Genomic DNA, 20,419 nt, shown 5'->3' on the forward strand with positions numbered 1-20,419 from the left:
GCCTGACGTCACGCCTCGTGCGGGAGTGTTGGCGCGTCGTCCCAGCCCTGCTGCGGGACCTCGCAGTTCTCGCGGAACACGTACTGCGAGGCGAGCTTGCGCTGACTGCTCGACCAGTCGATCGCCGGGCGGCGCTGGTCCGGCGGCAGGTAGCCGAGCCGGTACACGGCCATCAGCTCGAGGTCGTCGGGCACCTTCAGCAGGCTGATGATCTCCTCCCACCGACCGGGCACCTCCATCGGGAAGGAGATGAACTGGATGCCCATGCCGAGCTCGACCGTGGTGAGCCAGATGTTCTCCATCGCCGCGCCCATGCTGAACACCGAGTAGAACGACGAGAGCTGGCCGGGGCGGTACTCGCTGCGATCGAGCATGACCCCCAGAAGCAGGGGCGACCCCGCGACGAGCTTCCGGTTCTCCGATCCCAGTGTCTTCGGCACACCGAACGTGTTCATCAGTGTCTGCCCGCGCTTGGTGAACACCTGGCTGGTGAAGGGCCGGAGCGCGGCGGGCAGCTTGTCGAACAGCATCCCGCTGCGCTTCTCATCCATCTCGGCCTCGCTGAAGCGGAAGTACGGCTTGTACCGCTCGAAGAAGGTGCCGTTCGACATCGCCTCGGTCATGCTCTCGCCTGAGATGCGCGCGATCTGCTCGATGGTGTCGCGACTCTCGATCACGACGAATCTCCAGGGCTGGCTGTTCAGCTGCGAGGGAGCGCGTCCGGCCGCTTCGAGCAGCAGGCGCTGGTGCTCCTCGGAGACCGGGTCCGGCAGGAGCGGCCCGTTCGTGGTCTTGCGGCGGCGGATGGCGTCGAGCAGTTCCATGCGTTCACTTCCGGTCGGAGGGCAGGAGCGAGCACACGAGGCCCGCGAGGAGGAAGGGCGCGGCGGCGAGCGCGACGAGCGGATGCCGACGGCTGTGCGTTCCGAGGTACGGGATCGCGGCGAGCGGCGCGGCGGCGGGCACGAGCAGCAGGGCTGCGCGACGGCTCGCTCCGCGCGGTCTCGCGCAGAACAGCCCGCCGGCCGCAGCGGCTGCTGTCGTCGCGCACGTCGCGATGTAGAGCGCGTGGTGCACCCACCGGAATTCGGAGGTGTCGACGGCCCGGGTCGCGACAGCCGTGCCGAGGGCGGCGTTGGCGGTGTACGCGATCGCCGCGGCGACGAACAGCGGCGCGGCGTTCGTGCGCTGCGCCCGTTGCCTCATGTCCCGACCATACGCCCCACCTCCCGGTGCCGAGCCACCCCCTTGCGTGCGAGCGGCCCCTTTGCGTACGACCACAACGGGGTGGTTCGTACGCAAAGGGGCCGCGGGTGGGACGAAGCGCTACAGATTCGCCTCCGCGTAGATGCGAAGGGCGTCGCGGACGAACTCCGCGCCCTGAGTGCCGCCGGATGCCGTCGCGTAGTTCGCGCCGAAGCGCGGGTCCGCGACGTACATCTCGCCGAGACCGATCACGTAGCCCTTCACGTCGCCGCCGGGGACCGCCGCAGGCGTGCCGGGCACGCTCGTCAGCCACTCGACGTGACGACGGGCGACGTCCTGAGCCTGGGCGGATGCCGGGTCGACACCGCTCTCCGCGGCGGCGATCCAGTCGCGCCCGAGATCGGAGACGCGCTGCTGCCAGTCGGCGCGCTCGGCATCCGTCATGCCCCGCCACCAGCGGTCGCTGTCGGCGTAGGCCTTCTTACCCCAACGATCCTCGACCTCCTCCTTGTACTGGGTGTGGTCGAAGCCGTCGAACATGTTCTCTGCCATGAGTTCTTCACCTCCTCTCAATGCGTCGATGGTGGATTCGACGGACGCGATCTGACGCGCCAGTCGGGCCTGCTCCTCGCGCAGCAGCGCGAGATGGGTCTGCAGGGCGGATGTCTCTGCGCTCTCCTTCGCGAGGATCCCGGCGATCTGCGGCAGCCCGAGGCCGAGGTCCCGCAGCAGCAGGATGCGCTGCAGGCGCACGAGCGCCGGGGCGTCATAGTGCCGGTAGCCGTTGGGCGCGATGCGTGTCGGCGGCAGCAGTCCGATGTCGTCGTAGTGTCGCAGCGTGCGGCTCGTGGTTCCTGCGAGTCGTGCGATCTCCTGGATAGACCAGTCCTTCTGCTCCATCTGCATCCTCCTTCCGTTGTCGATATCTCGACTCTAGAAGTTGACGTCGCGTCAAGGTCAAGCGCGCTTGTGGAATTTGTTCCACATTCGCGCGACTAGCCTGTTCAGGGCGCCGGATGAGCTGCCGCCCCAACTCGCCGGAGGTACTGACGCATGCCCGAAATCGTTCAGAAGACGACGATCGGCCTGAGCCGCCGCAGGATTCTGCAGGCATCGGCATGGTCGATCCCGGTGATGGCCGTCGCCGTCGCCACGCCTCTCGCGGCCGCGAGCACCGCGATCGATCTCGAGCTCGTCGCGCGGCCCGGTGGCGATCGCATCGGGGGCACGAATCCCGAGGGAACGCAGGCTGTCGACCTCACGCTTCCCTTCACGTACGACGCGACGAGCGCGGGAGGGCCGGTCGCGAACGCGACGCTGGTCGTCAGCTTCGACACGCGCCTGATCGACGACCCCAGCGTGAGGATCGACGGTTTCCCGGCGCAGCAGATCGCGACGGAGCTCTCCGGCACCACGCGCACCGTGACGTTCTCGCTGCCGTTCGACATTCCGGGCAACGGCGACACCATCCCGATCCAGCCCTCGTTCGCCGTCGTGAACCGGACCGCCTGGGTTCCGGATGCCGCCGACTACGTCGTCACGCTGCTCGGTCCGGGCAGCCGCCTCGACCTCAACCCATCGAACAACACGGTGACCATGGCGCCGCAGTACGGCGGCCCGCCGGTGTGATCGACACGCGATCCCTGTCGTAGAAGAGGCGCTCCCGCATCCGTCGAGAGCGCCTCTCGACATTCACACAGGAATTTTCGTTGACAAGATCGAGATATATCGTGTTACTCTCGATACACACGATATATCTCGATCCCCCGACACAGGAGAAGCAGACATGACCGAGAAGTGGCTCATCGCCCCCGGCGAGGAACGCGTCATCGACATCGAATCCATCAGCCGGCTGAAGGTCGGCCTCGTCGGCGGCCAGGTCGACATCGTCGCGCACGACGAACCCGGCATCCGCATCGAGGTGCACGGCGTCACCACCAAGGACCTCCGCATCGAGTCCCACGACGGCGAGGTCGAGATCGACCACCCGCAGCTCGGCTGGGACAACTTCCTCGAGGTCTTCCGCAACTTCGGCTCAGGCGGACCCCGCGCCGAGGTGAGCGTGGCCGTCCCGCGCTCGATCGCCCTGAACCTCGGCGTCGTCAGCGCCGGCGCCCTGGTGTCCGGCATCCGCAACGACGCCCGGCTCAACACCGTCTCCGGCGACATCATCGTCGACACCCTCATCGGCGACCTCAACGTCAACTCCGTCTCCGGCGATGTGCAGGTGCGCGGACTCACCGGTTCGATCACCGCCAACAGCGTCTCGGGCGATGTCGCCGTCACCGGCGCCGTGCGCAAGGCGACCGTCGACATCGTCTCGGGTTCGACGCTCGTGGACGCTGCCGGCGATGTGAACACCATCTCCGTGAACTCGGTCTCGGGCGGCACCACGGTGCGGCTCGACGAGTCGCTCGCCGCGAACTACGTGATCCGCTCGCTCAGCGGACGCCTGCTCATCGACGGCGTGGAGCGCAGCTCCTCCGGCCCGAGCAACTACACCGGCACGACCGGCGAACTCGCTGGGCGCTTCGTCGACCTCCGGGCGAACTCGGTGTCGGGCGGCGTCACGGTGCTCCGCCGCGCACCCGAATCGATCACGAACGACGCGGAGTGGGAGGAATCATGAGCCCCGCCGTCTTCTCCCACGGCGACCTGCGTCTGTACCTTCTCTCGCTGCTCGCGGAGGCGCCCCAGCACGGCTACGGCATCATCCAGTCGCTCACCGACCGCACGGGGGGCACCTACACCCCCAGCGCCGGCACCATCTATCCGCGACTCGCGAAGCTCGAGGAGGAGGGCCTGGTCTCGAAGACCGTCGACGGCCGCACCACCATCTACGCGATCACCGATGCCGGCCGCGCCGAACTCGCGTCGCGTGAGGGCGACCTCGCCGGCATCGAGGCCGGCCTCACGGACTCGGTGCGGCTCATCGCGAACGAGGTGCGCCAGAGCGTGCAAGAGGCCATGAAGAGCCTTCGGGCCGATCTCGCCTCGGCGGAACACGACGAGCGCTCGGCCGCGAAGAGCCGACCGCGTGCCGCCTCGGACGACGCCCGCATCATCAGCCGCGAAGAGCTGCATCGTGCGGATGCCGTCGTCAACGCGTTCCGCGCCCGGGTGCGGACCGACCTGCGCACGCACGTGGCGAAGGGCGGCTCGCTCCCGGCATCCGTCGTCAGCGAACTCGAAGACGGATTGGATGCCGCGGCGCACGCGGTGACCCGCGCTCTCGACACCCTCCGCCCCGGCCACTGACGGGGCGGTCAGAGAGGCCCGGTGTCCGTCGCGGACACCGGGCCTCTCTGCGCCGGAGCAGCAACGGCCTGTCACGCGTCGAGATCGCCGAGGTGTCATAGCCTGACGGCATGAGGACGATGACGAAGCCGCTGCCTTTCTTCGTGGTGATCGCTACGGCGCTGGTGCTCGCCGGATGCAGTCCTGCTCCCTCCACCGGCGGAGAGAGCGCCCCTCCGACCGCAGAGTCCTCTGCCACGCCGACCCCGAGCGCCGAACCCACCCCTGAACCCACCGACACCTCGGTCGGCCTGCCGACGCCCGAGAGCATCAGCTGCGACACGATGCTGGATCCCCTGGTCGACCGTGTCCTGCGCTCCACGCAGCTCATTCCTGCGGCGAAACCATGGACGCAGTTCGGATTCGAGCCGACGGGCGCAGCGATCGAATGCCCGTGGGGATACGAGGGGCAGCCTCACGCCGTGACCTACTTCGCCTGGGCGGCACTCGGCGAGGGCGAAGGCGAGACGTTCCTGGCCCTCACGGCGGAGAACGGTTACGGGACGACCGAGACCGAACAGGGAACCTGGGTGACGGATCCCGGAAGCACCCCGGCAGAGCTCTCCGGGATCCTCGTCACCGACGGCTGGGTCGCGTTCGCTCCCACCGCCGAACTCATCCCGGCGATCCTCTGGACCCGTTGACAGGACGACGGCGCCGCTGAGCGGAAGAACCTACACGGTCTCCGGCCAGATCTCCTTCTGCGAGTCCGGCACGGACTCTCCGAGCGGAACGACAAGTACGGAACGATGCTGCCGATGCGTGAGCCGCGCCGCCACCGAACCGGTGAAGAACTCCCTGATCGACTCGCCGATGCCCCGCTTGCGCGTGCCGACCACGATCAGCGAGGCGTCGAGCTTGTTCGCGAGCTGCTTGATCGCCAGCGCGGGATCTCCCACCAGCTGGCGCGCGGTCCACGTGAGGCCGGTGCCGTCGAGCAGGGACGCGGCTGACGCCTGCACGGCTTCGAACTCGGCCACCCCCGCGACGAAGTTGATGTCGATGGGGGCGGAGTGCACATAGCCATCCGGGTCCTCGTAGGTGACGAATCGCGTGACGTCGACATGGGCGACGACGAGAGGCGCGCCGAGCAATCTGGCGAAGCGGACAGCCTCGTCGATCACGTGCCGATCCTGATCGGGTTGCATGCCGACGATGACGGCCTTCTGCAATGCCGCGTTCTGCGAGGCCTCGTCGGACGGAGTGGAGGTGCTGTCGGTCATGAGATCGCTCCGTTCACCAGCCTGGCGTCAGCCAGAGGGTCGTACCCGCGTGCTATTCTGAATGCTACTCTTACCGGCTTCATCCGGTGTCGTGAAATGCGTCGGGCCTCAGTAGCCCGCAGCTGAAATCGTGAGGGGGTCTGGCGTATGGGCCGTGGCCGTCAGAAGGCGAAGCACACAAAGATCGCCCGCGAACTCAAGGCGTACAGTCCGTCGGTGAACTACTCCGCGCTCGAGCGCGAGTTGGCTCACCCGACTGACGAAGACGCCTACGTCGACAAGTGGGCCGACGAGTACGCAGACGAAGACGAGGACGAGCTGGAAAAGGCCTGACCGCCTGTTCCGTCGTCCTGCCCCCGTGCGACCCACGGGGGCTTCGTCGTGTCCGCGATCGGGGTCAGGAATCGCTCGACCGCTGAGTCTCCAGCGACCACACCTGTTCGATCGGCAGGAACCCGTCCTCCCCGTCCGGGCCGTGGAAGCCCTCGACGAAGCGCCCGATATCGGCCTGCCATGCGGCGTTCGCGGGCGCGGCGTCGACGATGCGCATCGCCCCGTCGAAGTCGTCGCACTCGACCAGGTGGAACAGGTTTCTGCCCGACCGCCAGATGATCCAGTCGTGGATGCCGGCTTCGGCGAACAGGTCGCGCAGATCATCGGGGATCCGCGCGTGATGCGATCGGTACTGATCGACGGCTCCGTCCGCGATGACCGAGTGCAGGGCGATCCGCATGGTTCCTCCTAGCCGGTGACCCCGGCGACCGTGTGATGTGACCTGCGAGAATCATTTCATGGCTCGTGTCGTTGCTCTCTTCCGTCACCCGATCAAGGGGTTCACCCCCGAATCCCGTGAATCGCTCACGGTGCAGGCGGATGGCAGGGTCGCCGGCGACCGGGTGCTCGCGTTCCGCTTCGCCGATGCGGTCACCCCGGAGGATGACGGCGGTCTCGACTACTGGCCGAAGTCCAAGGGCCTCGCTCTGCAGGATTTCCCGGCTTTGGCCGCGCTGCGCACGAGCTATGACGATGCGTCAAGGCGTCTGAGGGTCGAACACGACGGCAGCGTGCTCGCGGAGGCGGGCATCGACGATGACGGCCGGGCCGAGCTCGTGTCGGCGGTCACCGACTTCGTGCTCTCCACTCGGGAAGGTCGACGACTGCAGCGTCCTGGTCGACTCCCTCTCGTCCTCGTGGGCGACGGGGAGACGTCGAGATTCCAGGATCGTGCGCGCGGGTACGTGTCGGTGCACAGCCACGGCAGCACTCGGGCTCTGAGCGAGGCGCTGGATCTTCCGGCCGACGACCGTCGCTTCCGGTCCAACATCATCATCGACGGCGTCGCCCCGTGGGCGGAGCTCGACTGGGCGGGCGAAGTGCGCATCGGCAGCGTGACGTTCCGGACGGCCGGTCCCATCGTGCGCTGCCTGGCGACGCACGCGAACCCCGACACGGGCGTGCGCGATGCCAAGGTCCTGACCACCCTCACCAAAGCGTTCGCGCAGGACGAGCCCACCCTCGGGCGACTGCTGCTCCCCGCGGACGAATCCGCGGAGGGTGTCGTGCGCCTCGGCGACGAGGTGCTCGCCGCCTGACGCACCCGCGGCGGGCGAGCCGCGTCGGCTGAGCCCGGATCGCGCTCTCGGGTCGCCCTGTCGCCTCAGATGAACATGACGCGGTGGGTGGGTCGGTCGGTGTAGTGGCGGCCGAGGGGGCTGTGCCAGGTGATGGTGCCGTCGCGCTCTTGGTGGGCACTCCACTGGTGCGTGTCGGGGATGTCGGGGTGTTTGAGGGTGTGGTGGCGGCGGCAGAGGTGGGCGAGGTTGTCGATCCGGGTCTTGCCGCCTCGGGCGTGGTCGTGGTTGTGGTCGATGTCGCACCGGTGCACGGGCATCCGGCAGCCGGGGAACCGGCAATGCTGATCCCGAGCACGCAGGAACCGCCGCATCCCCTCCGTCGGGGAGTACGTGTCGGTCTGAGTGACCATCCCGTCCGGATCGAGGAACAAGCGCGACCAGCCAGTATTCCGCCCGGCGAGATCCCGCGCGATATCGGGATGTATCGGCCCGTGCCCGTCGAGCTCCGCCGGACGGTCATCCGCCCCGGCCAGCGTGGTCCCGGCGATCGTCACCTGGATGCGCCCCTGGATGTTGTCCAGCCCGTCACCATGCACCGCACTCGGGTCGGCGGTGAGGAGGAGGTCGGCGAACAGATCCGCCTGCACCTGATCCCACGTCCGTGTGTCCGCGGGGACAGCTTCCGTGTCTGAATCGGTGTCTGTCTCGGGGTCGGTGGCGAACGTGTCGTCGCTGAAGATCTTGCCCTCGTCGCGGTTGACGTTGCAGCCGGTGTCGGTGCGGGGCTCGTCGCCCGGTGTGGCAGCGGAAGCACGGCCCGCACGGTTCCGGATCACCTGTCGGGCCATCTGCGCCAACCGGTCCGCGATCGCGACAGCAAGCCACTCCGGCAACACCGCCGTCAACAACGCCAGCCCGTCACCGACCGAGCGGACCGTCACACCCCGCTCACCCGCCGCCCGCTTATGCCGGTCCGTGACCGTCTCCCCGACCAGCGCCGCCGCGACCTGCGCCGCGTGCGCCCGGGTGCGGGCAGCGGTCTCCCGCTCGGCGAATACCAGCACCGCCGCCTCGTACAAACCCATCAGGTCGGCATCCGCCTTCTTGTTGCGGATCGCCTCCGACACGATCGCACTCGCCCGACAGATCTCCCGCACATGAGAGGCACTGATCCGCCCCGCCCCGAATGCCTCCCACACCGCGGGCAACTCGCCACTCACCGTGCGGGCGTCCGTGAACGCGAACTCGACCGGCCCCTGAGGGATCCGCCCTGCGGCGGAGAACTCCGCGACCATCGACCGGTAGATCGCATCCCGATGAAACGGACTCCCGGCCACATCCGCATCATGGATCCCGATCTGATCCACGAGTAGCCCCATCGCCTCGCACTCCAGCACCGCGATCTGCCGCTTCTTCTCCACCCACGCATCCAGCACACGACCACGCTCCTCGAGATCGAGGTCGAAATCCGTTCGTCGCTGTGCCATACCCCCAGATTAGAACATAAGTTCGAATATGGCAGCATACTAGCTACCGGACATCACCAGCGACCGCGCCGACGCTCCCACTCGTCTTCGATCGTGCGCCGACGGCCGGCGACGATCCCGGCGGGGATGGACAGCACGAGCACGGCCGCGACGACGAAGATCGGCACCTGCCACCCGGCTGTCGTCTCGTGCAGCATCCCGATCAGCAGGGGGAAGACGGCGGCGATCGCGTAGCCGATGCTCTGCACGAAGCCGCTCAGCGCGACAGCACTCTCGGGCGTGCGTGCGCGGATGCTGAGCAGCACGAGGCTCAGCGGGAACATGATCGCCGAGAGTCCGAAGATGCCGACCCACAGCGGCAGCGCCACGGTCGGCACGAACAGGAATCCAGCCAGGCCCACCAGACCGCCGATCACGCCGACGAAGAACAGCGGACGCGTCGCCTGGTACTTGACGACGAGGACCGGCACGATCATCGAGCACGGCAGACCGACGAGCGCGAACAGGGAGAGCAGCAGTCCGGCCGTCGCGGGGGTGACTCCGCCGATGTCGACCAGCATCGTCGGCATCCAGGCGAACGAGACGTACGCCATGGTCGACGACGTGCCGAAGACGAGCGCGAGCGCCCAGGCCAGCGGCAGCCGCCACAGCCGGGCGAAGTACCGCGGATTCGCCGGAGCGGTCGAGATCGGACCGGTCGCGACCGCCACGGCATCCTGCATGTCATGGCGTCCGTCGGTGGGATCGATGTCGTCGTCCTCGACCGGCGCAGCCATCGGGGAGCGGCGCTCGCGCAGGGCCAGCGTCACCCACGGCAGCAGCGAGACCGCCGCGACGACGCCCCACATGCCGAGCGACAGGCGCCAGCCGAGCGAGTCGGCGACCGGCACGGCGACCAACGGCGGCAGGAACGTGGAGATCGCCAGCGTCGTCGAGTAGACCGTCATCATCAGGCCGATGCGGTCGGGGAAGTACTTCTTCACCAGCGGCGGCAGGAGCACGTTCCCGGAACCGACGCCCGCGAAGACGAGCGCGGTCGACGCCAGGAGGGTCACGGAGTCGACCGCGAACCCGCGCAGCAGCATCCCGGCCGCCATCAGCGCGATGGCGGTCACCGCGACGCGCTCCAGGCCGAAGCGCCGTTCGAACAGCGGGGTGAGCAGTCCGAAGACCGCGAAGCACACCGGCGGCGCGGCCCCGATCAGACCGACGACGACCGGCGAGACGGGGAAATCCTCGGCCACGTGGTCGATCACCGGCGACAGCGAGGCGACGGCGGATCGCAGCGAGAACGCGACCAGCACGATCCCGACGAGCGCGAGAGCCCTCCCCTGCCAGAGCGGCCTCGACGTCACGAGGTCTGCGACCCCTCCACCCAGGCGAGGTATTCGTCGGAGACGGTGCCGGTCACGTAGCGGCCGTCGAAGCAGCTCATGTCGAGATCCGTCAGGACGGAGCCCTCGATGATCGCGGCCTTGAGGTCTTCGACCTCCTGGTACACCAGGTGGTCGCAGCCGAGCTCCTCCGCGATCTCCGGAATGGTCCTCCCGTGCGCGATGAGCTCGTGCCGCGACGGCATGTTGATGCCGTAGACGTGCGGATGCCGGACGGGCGGCGCAGCGGACGCGAAGGTGACCGAGGCGGCTCCGGCATCCCGAGCCATCTGGATGATCTCCTTCGACGTCGTGCCGCGCACGATGGAGTCATCGATCAGCAGGACGTTCTTGCCCTGGAACTCGGTCGACATCGCGTTGAGCTTCTGCCGCACGCTCTTCTTGCGCACCGCCTGCCCCGGCATGATGAAGGTGCGGCCGACGTAGCGGTTCTTGTAGAAGCCCTCGCGGTACTCGATGCCCAGCTTGCGGGCGACCTCCATCGCGGCGGGGCGCGACGAGTCCGGGATCGGCATGACCACGTCGATCTTGTCCATCGGCACGTGCTTGGCGATCGTGTCGGCGAGGCGGTCCCCCATGCGCAGGCGCGACTCGTACACCGAGATGCCGTTCATGACGGAGTCGGGGCGGGCGAGGTAGACGTACTCGAAGGCGCACGGAGCGAGGTGCACCTCCGATGCGCACCGCTTGCTGAACATCTCGCCGTCGTTCGTGATGAAGACGGCCTCGCCGGGCTCGACCTCGCGGACGACCTCGTAGTCGCCGTTCTCGAGCACGAGCGACTCGCTCGCGACGACCCACTCGTCGCGCCCCTCCGCGCCCTCGACGGTCGACGGGCGACGCCCGAGGATGAGGGGACGGATGCCGAACGGATCGCGGAACGCGAGCAGGCCGTAGCCGGCGATCACGGCGATCACGGCGTAGGCGCCCTCGATGCGCGCCTGTGTGCGGGCGACGGCTTCGAAGACCCGCTCGGAGTCGAGGTCGACGGTCGAGGTGGTCGTCTGCAGCTCACCGGCGAGCACGTTGAGCAGCAGCTCGGTGTCGCTCGACGAGTTGAGGTGACGACGGTCGCGCTTTGCCATGTCGGCGGTCAGCTCGCGCGTGTTGGTGAGATTGCCGTTGTGGATGAGGATGATGCCGTACGGGGCGTTCACGTAGAACGGCTGCATCTCCTCCTCGTTCGAGGCGGTGCCCTTCGTGGCGTAGCGCACATGGCCGAGGCCGACGTTGCCGAGCAGCGCGCGCATGTCACGCGTGCGGAACGCCTCGCGCACCATGCCCTGCGCCTTCGCGTTGTGCATGACGCCGTTGGCTTCCGCCGTGGCGATGCCCGTCGCATCCTGGCCGCGATGCTGCAGCAGCAGGAGTGCGTCGTAGATGTCCTGATTGACCGGGGCGGACCCCACCATTCCGACGATGCCGCACATGGGCTCTTACTTCGCTCCGTCCGCGTAGGCGCCCACCAGGCGCACTGCTCCACCGTCGACGCCCTTGGCGCCCTGTTCGAACTCTCCTGCCGGGCGGCTGCCTGCCGCGCCGCCCTCGAAGTGCACCGTGCCGACCTGCCATGCGGGCATGCCCTCGGCGCCGAGCGCCGCGATCGCGGCATCCTTCTTGTCTGCGGCGATCACAGCCAGGAAGCCGATGCCGAGGTTCCAGGTGCCCTCGGCCGACTCCAGCGTCGACCCGGCGATGTCGCTGAGCACGCGGAAGACCGGGCTCGGCGACCACGTGCTGCGGTCGACCTCGGCCCAGGTGCCCTGCGGGAGCACGCGTGCGAGGTTCGCCGCGATTCCGCCGCCCGTGACGTGGCTGAGAGCATGCACGCCGCCCGACAGCCCCTCGATCAGACGCAGCAGGGGAAGCGTGTACAGGCGGGTCGGCTCCAGGAGCGCTTCGCCCCACGTCGTGCCGAGGTCGGCCGCGTTGTCTCCATAGGAGATCCCGGCACCGGTGATGATGTGACGCACGAGCGAGAACCCGTTGGAGTGCAGTCCGCTGGAGGCGACGGCGATGACCGCGTCGCCGTCCTGCACGCGCTCGGCGCCCAGGATCGCGTCGGCCTCGACCACACCCGTGGCCGCACCGGCCACGTCGTAGTCGCGGGGGCCGAGGAGTCCGGGGTGCTCGGCCGTCTCGCCGCCGACGAGCGCCGTGCCCGTCGCGGCGCACGCCTCGGCGATACCGCGGACGATGTCGGCGATGCGCTGCGGGAACACCTTGCCGCAGGCGATGTAGTCGGTCATGAAGAGCGGCTTCGCGCCCACCACGACGATGTCGTCGACGACCATGCCGACCAGGTCCTGGCCGATCGTGTCGTGCTTGTCGATCGCCTGCGCGATCGCGACCTTCGTACCGACGCCGTCGGTACTGGTCGCGAGCAGCGGACGACGGAAGTCGCGCAACGCGCTGGCATCGAACAGGCCGGCGAATCCGCCGACACCGCCGAGCACTTCAGGGCCGTGCGTCGCGCGCACGGAAGACTTCATCAGCTCGACGGCGAGATCACCTGCAGCGGTGTCGACGCCGGCTTCGGAATAGGGATTGGTGGGGGAGGCAGCCACGCCTCCAGCCTACCGCCCGCGGGCACCTCGACTCTCCGCCGGAACAGAGCTCGGACGGCGGCCCCGCTCCCGCCTACGATGGGGCCATGGCCGACAAGCCGCAGTGGCTCATCCGCGAAGACGCGAGCGTTCCGGTGCTCGTCGCGCTCGCGCTGCGCCAGACGCTCGGGATCCGGGCACCTGAGGACCTCCCGAGCCTTCGCGAGCTCGCCGTGCGGGCACCGGATGCCACCGACGCGTCCGCCGCCGTCGAGGCGCAGTGGCGGGACTACTGGGACATGACCGTCGAGCCGCGCGCCCACCCGTCAGGGGTGCCGCTCGAGCTCGTCGACGGCTTCGACACGCTCGTCGCGCTGCCTGCGACCGGAGCGGAGGAGCTCACTGCGGCGGTCGCCCCGCACGGGGAATCCGTCCTCCGCTATGCGCGGGCCGCCCACGATCGTTATGTGAACTCGATGAAGAGCCACACCGGCGGCGATGCGTATCGCGCCTACGCGAGCGCCATCGCCGAGTTCGAGCGCGAGGTCGGACGCCGGGCGCACTCGTTCGAGCTGAACGTGCAGGTGCTGCCGTTCTCGCAGCGCGGCATATGGTGGGTCGGCGCCCTCACGGTCGCGGTGACAGACGGGCTCCGGCGCGATGTCGTGGCGTTCGACGCCGCGATCCGTCCGGTGATCGCCGAACTGGCCTAGTCGGCGACCGATCAGTCGGTCTCGACGACGGTCTCCCGGTCGACCTTCACGACGCGATCGTGACGGCGCGCGACGCGCTCCATGATGATGCCGACGACGCCCCCGAGCGCGAGACCGATCGGCACCGTCCACAGCAGCAGGAAGCCGAAGACCTGACCGGGCGGGTAGACGACGTCGAGCGCCTGCGACTGCTCGAAGCTGCCGCTCCAGGTCAGGATGGCGGCCGCGATGATGCCGACGACCACGCCGATGCCCATGAGCACGCCGTAGCGAGGCACGCGACGCACGGTCGCCTCGACGGTGCGGTGGGTGTCGGTGGGGGCCATGCCTCCATTGTCCCACCGTTCTGCAGGGCACGACACCGGATGTGCGGACGGGCTCGCCTGTCGGTCGAAGGAACGGTTGCAGGTCGAAATCGTCGATTCCGACCTGCAACCGTGATCCGGACCTGCAGATGTGACGCTGCGGCCCGATCGGATCAGACCTCGGTCGTCACCTCGGCGGCACCGCTCGTGCGGCTCCGGCGGCCGATGAGCACCCCGCCCGCGGCGGCGAGCGCGACGACGACCAGGCCGCCGACGATCCACGGCCACACCGGGGCACCCTCCGCGGCTGCCGGTGCCGACACGGCCGTGACCGCGGCGGTCGCGTCGGACTCGCCCTCGGCCGGCGCCGCTGATCCGCACTCGGCATTCACCGGGATCACCGCGGTGACCGGGTCGAGCGCCTCACCCGCGGCATACGTGCCGAACGCCGCCGCACCGGCCGCGGTCAGAGTGGTGGGCACGGCATCGAGCGACAGCGCCCCGTCGACGACCGCGGCATCCGCCAGGGCGAACTCCGCCAGGCGGACGCCCTTCTGGTCGACGCTCGCGCCATCCTGCGTCGTGCCGGTCACGTCGAAAACGAGGAATCCGGTGTCGCCGGCGAGCTCGATCCGCGCGTTCGCCAGCGTCGTGTTCAGCGCACCCTCGTGGCCCGTGAAGGCGATGGCTCCGCCGAAGGTCACGAGCCCGGCGAGCGTCTTGTCGTCGAACGAGCCGGCGCCGGACTCCCAGACGTAGTCCGGGTACTGGTACGCCACGTCGGTGAGCGTCCAGCCGCCCTTCGCGATGCCCTCGATGTACGTGCGGAACGACTCCTTGTAGCCCCACTTCAGCGTCGCGCCCTCGACCGTGCAGGCGCCGATCACGGTCGCCGCCCGGTTCAGCGTGAAGGCGAGGCCGCGGTCGACGGATCCTTGCAGCGTCAGCGTGTGCGCCCCGTCCTCGAGGCTGGCGGGCAGCGTGCCCGACCAGGTCGCGACGCCGGTGGCATCCGCCTTCACGGTCTCGAGCAGCATCGGCGTCGAGTAGACGACGACCTGGATTCCCTCCTCGTTCGGCTGGAAGCCCGCGGCGGCGACGGTCGCCGCCTTGCCCGCTCCCAGCGCGGCGAGGTTCTTCTCGTCGATCACGATCCCCTCGGCGGAGGGAGGCGTGGCCGGGAGGGTCGGCTTCTTCGTGACGGATGCCGCGGCGATCGTGCCCGACGTGCCGGCCGGCGCCGCCGATGCGGAGCCGATCGTGAAGCTGACCGGGTTGAGCCTGGTCGAGTTGCCCGAGAGAACCCGGTCGCGCCCGGCATCCGTCAGCGCAGCAGGAGCCGCGGTGTAGCTCACGGCACCGTTCGCCGTCGTGCGCACGGCATTCCCCAGGTCGAGCGTCGCGAAGGCCACCTGCGACCCGCCGCTCGACACGAAGAGCGTCGCACTGTTCGAGGACGTGACGCGGATCACCGGGTCGGAGAGTGTGATGTCGAGCACCCCGTGATGGCCGGTGAAGCGCACGGAGCCCCGGTAGACGACGCTGCCGACACCGGTCGCGACGTCGAAGTCGCCGCCGACGGACTGGCCGAACTGGAACTGTCCGCCGGAGCGCGTCGCGCCGCCCGACACGGAGATCGAGCCCTGCGCGATCGGACCGGTGACGTAGTCGGCGAACGACGAGGAGATCGCCCAGCGCAGCGAGCCGCCGGGGACGTTCGCCGGCGGCGTGACGGGGGTCACGGGCGGCTTCGGCTCCTCCGGCTTCTTTCCGAGCAGCGCGTCCCACTGCGCCTCGGTGATCGTGACCGTCGAGCGCGCGAGGATCGTGTCGGCGTTCGGGAGGGTGTGCTGCTTCCAGACGATCACCTCATACGTCTTCGTCCGGTCGAGCGTGACGGCGGCCGTCGTGAGGTCGACGGAGAACGTCTCGAAACTGATCCTGGGGACGTACTTCATGGCGAGGAAGCCGCCGCCGGCGGTGACGCCCGCCTCGGTGCCGGCCTCGATAAGCGCGACGTACGCGCCGGGATTCGTGCCCATCTCCGAGCCGGCGGCCGTGACCGTGAGGCCATCCGCAGCGGTGGCGGTCTTGACCGTGGTCTCGACCGTCGGCACCTCGACAGGGAACAGGACATCCCAGTCGGCGTCGCTGATCGCGACCGCCCCACGAGCGAGGATGGTGTCGGCATTCGGCATCGTGTGCTGCTTCCACACGATCACCTCGTAGGTCTTCGTGCGGTCGAGCTGGTCGACCGGAGCAGTCAGGTCGACCCCGAACGCACCGCCCGAGATCCCGCGCACGTACTGCATCGCGAGGAACCCGCCGCCGGCAGTGACATCCGCCTCGGTGCCCGTCTCGATCAGCGCCGCGTAGACGCCGGTGGCGCTGCCGAAGCCCGTTCCCGTGACGGATGCGGTGATGCCGGGCTCGGCCGTCGCGAGGGCGGCCGAGATCGCGATCTTCGGCGGGATGACGTAGTTCAGGGCGACGCTGCGCTCCTGGTCGGCGTTCACGACGCCACCGGCCCCGTAGGTGTAGACGCCATAGGAACCAGGGGTGGCCGCGGCGTCCTTCAGCGTGAGCGTGGCCTGGAACGTGCCGTCATCGGCGAGCGCGACCCACTGCGCCCGGATCGCGCCCTGATACTGCGCCGGCACCTGATCCAGCACGGACTCCGAAAGGGCCCATCCCTGCGCACCGACGGAGCGTGTCGCGGATGCCGCGCCGCCGGACGGCTGCCAGTTCGAGGCGAAGTTGCCGAAGACCACGTAGGTGCCCTGGGGAAGGTTCGCCGGGATCGGAGCCCCGCGTCCACCGACGTTCGCGGTCGGGTCGTAACCCGAACCCTTCACGACGATCGTGTCGCCGGCCTGGAGCACGGTGTCCGCCACCGGGGTCGTGCCGTCGTCGAGGAAGACCTCGAGCGCAGCGGATGCCGGGGGCGTGGTGCCGGGATCCGTGCCCGGGTCGGTACCCGGGTCGGTCCCCGGGTCAGTCCCTGGGTCGGTTCCCGGGTCGGTACCGGGATCGGTCCCCGGATCCGTGCCCGGATCAGTCCCGGGGTCGGTTCCCGGCTCCACGCCGAAGACGGCATCCCACTGCTCCGCGGTGATCTCCACGTCGCCCCGGGCGTAGATCGTCGTCGCGTCCGGGTTCGAGTGCTGCTGCCAGACCAGCACCTCGTAGGCCTGAGTGCGGTCCAGCGATCCGGCGGGAGCCGTGAGCGTGAACGAGGTCGCCCCGCCGCTGACCGAGGGGAACGGCATCGCGAACGCCGCGTATCCGCCGCCCGCCGAGATCGACCCCTCGGTGCCCTTCACGATGAGCGCGGCATATGCGCCGGCGACGTCCGGGAGCCCGGATGCCTCCACCTGCACGGTCACACCCGACGTCGAGGCGTCCGTGACGCTCGCGCCGACGCTGCCGTCCGCGGCGTGCGCGGGGGCGGCGACCACTGCTCCCGCAGCGACGAGGAGGAAGGAGACGAGAGCGGCGATGAGCACGCGAAGGCGGCTGCTCGCTCGAAGGGGAATGGCTGTGTCGTTCACGGGTTCTCTCCGGACCCCGGGGCACGCGGACACGCGCGCCGGCGGTGCCGCAATGCAGTCGGGCGAAGGGATGAGGTTTGGTTAGGCTCAGCTAAGAAGCCGATGGTCCCGAGCGTAGGGGAGCCCACGGAGCGCGTCAAGTTTTAGGATAGCCTTGCCTAATGCGTCGCGTCTTCGCCCTCCTCCTCGCCGCTGCACTCGCCGTCGGCCTCACCGCGTGCGCCGAGCCGGGTCCGACCGCGGCAGCCCCATCCGAGGCGACGGACTCCTGCCCGTCGGCATCCGCTCCACTCTCGTCCCTCGCACTGGTCGACGACGTGCGCGCGGTCACGGGCGGGTCGACCGCCTGCCTGTCGAGCCGGGCGATCGAGGCCGTCGACGACGACACCGCGCCGGAACTGCCGGCGACCGTGACCGACAGCGAAGGTCGTGAGGTCGAGATCACCGACGTCGATCGCATCCTCCCGATCGACATCTCGGGCACGATCGCCGCCACGGTGTTCGCCCTCGGCCTCGGCGACCAGGTCGTCGGCCGCGACTCGTCGACCGGCTTCGCCGGCACGGAAGACCTTCCCGTGGTGACCAAGACCGGCCACACCCTCAACGCCGAGGCGATCCTCGAGCTCGCCCCGACCGTGATCCTGACCGACACCTCGATCGGTCCGAAGGAGATCCGCCAGCAGCTGCGCGACGCCGGGATCACCGTCGTCGTCATCTCCAGCGACCGCCGCATCGACACGACCGACGAGCTGGTCACCGAGATCGCCGCAGCCCTCGGTGTGCCGAGCCACGGCGAAGCGCTCATCGAACGGCTCGATCTCGCGCTCGACGCCTCCCTCGCCGAGATCGCCGACGTGGTCCCCACCGCAGAGGAGGATCGCGCTCGGATGCTGTTCCTCTACGTGCGCGGCAGCGCGAACGTCTACTACATCTTCGGTGAGGACTCCGGTGCCGATTCGCTGATCGAGGCGGTCGGCGGTGTCGACGTCGCCGGCGAGATCGGCTGGGAGGGTATGAAGCCGATGACCGCAGAAGCGCTCGTCGCCGCACGCCCCGATGTGCTCGTGATGATGACCGACGGCCTGGAATCGGTCGGCGGCATCGACGGACTCATCGAACGGATCCCCGCGGTCGCCGAGACGCCCGCCGGCGCCAACCGTCGCGTGATCGACATGGCCGACAGCGAGATCCTCAGCTTCGGCCCGCGCTCGGCCGACGTCATCAGCGCACTCGCTCGCGCCCTGTACGCGCCCGAGCCGCAGAAGTGACCTCGGCGGGAGCGACCTCGGAGGTCGTCACCTCGACGCCGGGTGCACATCGGGGACTGCGCTTCGTCCTGGTCATGGTCGGCCTGGTCGTCGCGCTCGCGGTCACCTGCATCGCATCGATCACCAGCGGACAGTACGACCTCTCCCCCGCCGACCTCATCGGCGTGCTCCTGCACGGCATCGGCATCGACACCGCCTGGGCTCCGTCCGCCTCGACGGACTACGGCGTGATCAACAGCATCCGGATGCCGCGGCTCGTGCTCGGACTCCTCGTCGGCGCCGCCCTGGCCGTCTCGGGTGTGCTGATGCAGGCGATCTTCGGAAACCCGCTGGCGGATGCCGGCGTCGTCGGCGTCTCGTCGGGTGCGGCCCTCGGCGCCGCGGGCAGCATCACCTTGGGCCTTGCCACGTTCGGGATGTGGACCACGCCGGCCTTCGCCTTCCTCGGCGGCCTCGCGGCGGTGCTCGCGGTGTACTTCCTCAGCCGCTCCGGCGGGCGCACCGAGGTCGTGACGCTGCTGCTCACCGGTATCGCGATCAACGCGATCGCGGGAGCGGGCATGGCGTTCTTCACGTTCCTCGGCAGCACGTCGACCCGCGAGCAGATCGTGTTCTGGCAGCTCGGCTCGCTCAACGGCGCCCTGTGGTCGAACATCCAGCTGATCGCCCCACTCGTGGGGATCGGCGTCGTCGTCGCCCTCATCGTCGCGCCGAGCCTCGACCTCTTCGCACTCGGCGAGCGCACCGCCCGGCACCTCGGGCTGAACGTCGAGCTGCTGCGGATGGTCGTGATCGTCACGGTCGCGATCCTGGTGTGCGCGGCCGTCGCCTTCGCCGGCATCATCGGCTTCGCGGGTCTCGTCGTGCCGCACCTGATGCGCATGATGATCGGCCCCGCGCACCTGCCGCTCGTCATCGCGTCGGCGGTCGGAGGCGCGCTGCTCATCGCCGTCGCCGACCTCGTCGCGCGGACCGCCGTGCCGTTGGCCGACCTGCCGATCGGCATGATCACGTCGCTCGTGGGCGGGCCCTTCTTCCTCTGGCTGCTCGTGCGCACGCGTCGACGCTCGGGGGGATGGGCGTGACCGTGCGGCTGCGCGGCACCGGGCTCACGGTGCGGGTCGGCGAGGGCCGCGCGATCCTCGAGGATGCCGCGATCGAGATCCGCGCCGGCGAGATCCACGCGCTCGTCGGACCGAACGGCGCCGGCAAGACCACGCTCTTCGGTGTGCTCGCCGGCGATGTCCCCGCGGCGGCCGGCGAGGTCGCCCTCGACGATCAGCCGATCGGCGGCGTGCGCGCACGGATCCTGGCTCAGCAGCGCGCCGTGCTCCTGCAGGAGAACGCCGTGACCTTCCCGTTCAGCGCCGAACAGGTCGTGCGGATGGGGCGGACGCCCTGGGCTCGCACCCCCGCCGCGGACGACGACGATCTCGCGGTCGCCTCGGCGATGGACCTGACCGAGGTGACGGCGCTGCGCGCCCGGGCGGTGACCTCGCTCTCCGGCGGCGAGCGCGCCCGCGTCGCTCTCGCCCGCGTCATCGCCCAGAGCACCGGCATCCTGCTGCTCGACGAGCCCACGGCCGCGCTCGATCTCAAGCACCACGAGGACGTGATGCGCCTGATCAGAGCACGAGCCGACGCCGGGGTCGCCGTGGCGATCGTGCTGCACGACCTGAACGCCGCCCTCGCGCACGCCGATCGCGTGACGCTGCTGTCGGAGGGCCGCGTGGTGGCGTCCGGAATGCCCGCCGAGGTCCTCACGGCCGCGCGCATCGAGGAGGTCTACGGCCAGCCGGTCGATGTCTTCCCGCACCCCGTCACCGGCGTGCCCCTGGTCGTCGCGCGGCGCTGA

At 69.2% G+C, this 20,419-nt stretch carries 21 protein-coding genes; 10 read left to right on the top strand and 11 right to left on the bottom strand.

All coding sequences use genetic code 11. From position 1 onward, the window contains the following. Positions 1–8 precede the first annotated feature (8 nt). The 3 genes from ABS642_RS12080 to ABS642_RS12090 all read right to left on the bottom strand — a co-directional run bounded on the left by ABS642_RS12080 (position 9) and on the right by ABS642_RS12090 (position 2,106). A complete protein-coding gene (locus tag ABS642_RS12080; protein ID WP_350350250.1) occupies positions 9–824 on the bottom strand; it encodes a nitroreductase family protein in 816 nt (271 codons plus the stop codon). A 4-nt stretch (positions 825–828) separates the two neighbouring features. Next, the gene (locus ABS642_RS12085) at positions 829–1,206 is read right to left on the bottom strand and encodes a hypothetical protein (protein ID WP_350350251.1); all 378 of its coding nucleotides are present in this window, start codon (positions 1,204–1,206) and stop codon (positions 829–831) included. A 120-nt stretch (positions 1,207–1,326) separates the two neighbouring features. Continuing rightward, a complete protein-coding gene (locus ABS642_RS12090; protein WP_350350252.1) occupies positions 1,327–2,106 on the bottom strand; it encodes a MerR family transcriptional regulator in 780 nt (259 codons plus the stop codon). Positions 2,107–2,259: 153 nt separating this feature from the next. Here ABS642_RS12090 and ABS642_RS12095 point away from each other — a divergent pair, with 153 nt between their 5' ends. The 4 genes from ABS642_RS12095 to ABS642_RS12110 all read left to right on the top strand — a co-directional run bounded on the left by ABS642_RS12095 (position 2,260) and on the right by ABS642_RS12110 (position 5,147). Then, positions 2,260–2,835, top strand: coding sequence for a hypothetical protein (locus tag ABS642_RS12095; RefSeq protein ID WP_350350253.1), 576 nt, complete (start codon positions 2,260–2,262; stop codon positions 2,833–2,835). Positions 2,836–2,992: 157 nt separating this feature from the next. Beyond that, a complete protein-coding gene (locus ABS642_RS12100) occupies positions 2,993–3,835 on the top strand; it encodes a DUF4097 family beta strand repeat-containing protein (RefSeq protein WP_282214812.1) in 843 nt (280 codons plus the stop codon). Then, complete coding sequence (locus ABS642_RS12105; RefSeq protein ID WP_282214813.1) at positions 3,832–4,464, top strand: PadR family transcriptional regulator; 633 nt, start codon at positions 3,832–3,834, stop codon at positions 4,462–4,464. The genes ABS642_RS12100 and ABS642_RS12105 overlap by 4 nt, the downstream gene beginning before the upstream one ends. A 110-nt stretch (positions 4,465–4,574) precedes the next feature. Beyond that, positions 4,575–5,147: a hypothetical protein gene (locus tag ABS642_RS12110; RefSeq protein WP_350350254.1), complete on the top strand. Its 573-nt coding sequence runs from the start codon at positions 4,575–4,577 to the stop codon at positions 5,145–5,147. A gap of 30 nt (positions 5,148–5,177) precedes the next feature. On the opposite strand, the gene ABS642_RS12115 is transcribed toward ABS642_RS12110, so the two are convergent. After that, positions 5,178–5,726, bottom strand: a complete 549-nt coding sequence (locus tag ABS642_RS12115) for a universal stress protein (RefSeq protein ID WP_282214815.1) — start codon at positions 5,724–5,726, stop codon at positions 5,178–5,180. Positions 5,727–5,873: 147 nt separating this feature from the next. Here ABS642_RS12115 and ABS642_RS12120 point away from each other — a divergent pair, with 147 nt between their 5' ends. Beyond that, the gene (locus ABS642_RS12120) at positions 5,874–6,059 is read left to right on the top strand and encodes a DUF3073 domain-containing protein (RefSeq protein WP_282214816.1); all 186 of its coding nucleotides are present in this window, start codon (positions 5,874–5,876) and stop codon (positions 6,057–6,059) included. A gap of 64 nt (positions 6,060–6,123) precedes the next feature. Here ABS642_RS12120 and ABS642_RS12125 read toward each other — a convergent pair whose 3' ends face one another. Further along, positions 6,124–6,459 carry an L-rhamnose mutarotase gene (locus tag ABS642_RS12125; RefSeq protein WP_350350255.1) on the bottom strand — a complete coding sequence of 112 codons (336 nt, stop codon included), beginning with the start codon at positions 6,457–6,459 and terminating at the stop codon, positions 6,124–6,126. A gap of 58 nt (positions 6,460–6,517) precedes the next feature. Between ABS642_RS12125 and ABS642_RS12130 the strand changes: the two genes are divergently transcribed. Next, positions 6,518–7,318, top strand: coding sequence for an MOSC N-terminal beta barrel domain-containing protein (locus tag ABS642_RS12130; RefSeq protein ID WP_350350256.1), 801 nt, complete (start codon positions 6,518–6,520; stop codon positions 7,316–7,318). Positions 7,319–7,383: 65 nt separating this feature from the next. On the opposite strand, the gene ABS642_RS12135 is transcribed toward ABS642_RS12130, so the two are convergent. From ABS642_RS12135 to purM, 4 genes are read right to left on the bottom strand one after another with little or no spacing between them, the layout of a single operon-like run. Beyond that, positions 7,384–8,787, bottom strand: a complete 1,404-nt coding sequence (locus ABS642_RS12135; RefSeq protein ID WP_350350257.1) for a DUF222 domain-containing protein — start codon at positions 8,785–8,787, stop codon at positions 7,384–7,386. Between the two features lie 53 nt (positions 8,788–8,840). Next, on the bottom strand, positions 8,841–10,142 hold the full coding sequence (locus tag ABS642_RS12140) for an MFS transporter (protein WP_350350258.1): 1,302 nt from the start codon (positions 10,140–10,142) through the stop codon (positions 8,841–8,843). Continuing rightward, a complete protein-coding gene (purF, locus tag ABS642_RS12145) occupies positions 10,139–11,611 on the bottom strand; it encodes an amidophosphoribosyltransferase (protein WP_350350259.1) in 1,473 nt (490 codons plus the stop codon). The genes ABS642_RS12140 and purF overlap by 4 nt, the downstream gene beginning before the upstream one ends. 6 nt (positions 11,612–11,617) lie before the next feature. Then, a complete protein-coding gene (gene purM / locus ABS642_RS12150) occupies positions 11,618–12,748 on the bottom strand; it encodes a phosphoribosylformylglycinamidine cyclo-ligase (RefSeq protein WP_282214822.1) in 1,131 nt (376 codons plus the stop codon). An 86-nt stretch (positions 12,749–12,834) separates the two neighbouring features. Between purM and ABS642_RS12155 the strand changes: the two genes are divergently transcribed. Further along, positions 12,835–13,440, top strand: a complete 606-nt coding sequence (locus ABS642_RS12155; RefSeq protein ID WP_282214823.1) for a zinc-binding alcohol dehydrogenase — start codon at positions 12,835–12,837, stop codon at positions 13,438–13,440. A gap of 11 nt (positions 13,441–13,451) precedes the next feature. Here ABS642_RS12155 and ABS642_RS12160 read toward each other — a convergent pair whose 3' ends face one another. Beyond that, positions 13,452–13,766, bottom strand: a complete 315-nt coding sequence (locus ABS642_RS12160; protein ID WP_350350260.1) for a potassium transporter Trk — start codon at positions 13,764–13,766, stop codon at positions 13,452–13,454. Between the two features lie 152 nt (positions 13,767–13,918). After that, positions 13,919–17,296 (bottom strand): HtaA domain-containing protein, encoded by a 3,378-nt coding sequence (locus tag ABS642_RS12165; RefSeq protein WP_350350261.1) that lies wholly within the window; start codon positions 17,294–17,296, stop codon positions 13,919–13,921. A gap of 161 nt (positions 17,297–17,457) precedes the next feature. Here ABS642_RS12165 and ABS642_RS12170 point away from each other — a divergent pair, with 161 nt between their 5' ends. From ABS642_RS12170 to ABS642_RS12180, 3 genes are read left to right on the top strand one after another with little or no spacing between them, the layout of a single operon-like run. Next, a complete protein-coding gene (locus tag ABS642_RS12170; protein ID WP_350350262.1) occupies positions 17,458–18,564 on the top strand; it encodes an ABC transporter substrate-binding protein in 1,107 nt (368 codons plus the stop codon). Beyond that, the gene (locus ABS642_RS12175) at positions 18,561–19,649 is read left to right on the top strand and encodes an iron ABC transporter permease (RefSeq protein ID WP_350350263.1); all 1,089 of its coding nucleotides are present in this window, start codon (positions 18,561–18,563) and stop codon (positions 19,647–19,649) included. Before ABS642_RS12170 ends, ABS642_RS12175 begins: the two co-directional genes overlap by 4 nt. Continuing rightward, positions 19,640–20,419, top strand: a complete 780-nt coding sequence (locus ABS642_RS12180; RefSeq protein WP_350350264.1) for a heme ABC transporter ATP-binding protein — start codon at positions 19,640–19,642, stop codon at positions 20,417–20,419. Before ABS642_RS12175 ends, ABS642_RS12180 begins: the two co-directional genes overlap by 10 nt.

Origin of the sequence: Microbacterium sp. A8/3-1, from assembly GCF_040267695.1 — a bacterium.
Classification (GTDB): domain Bacteria; phylum Actinomycetota; class Actinomycetes; order Actinomycetales; family Microbacteriaceae; genus Microbacterium; species Microbacterium luteolum.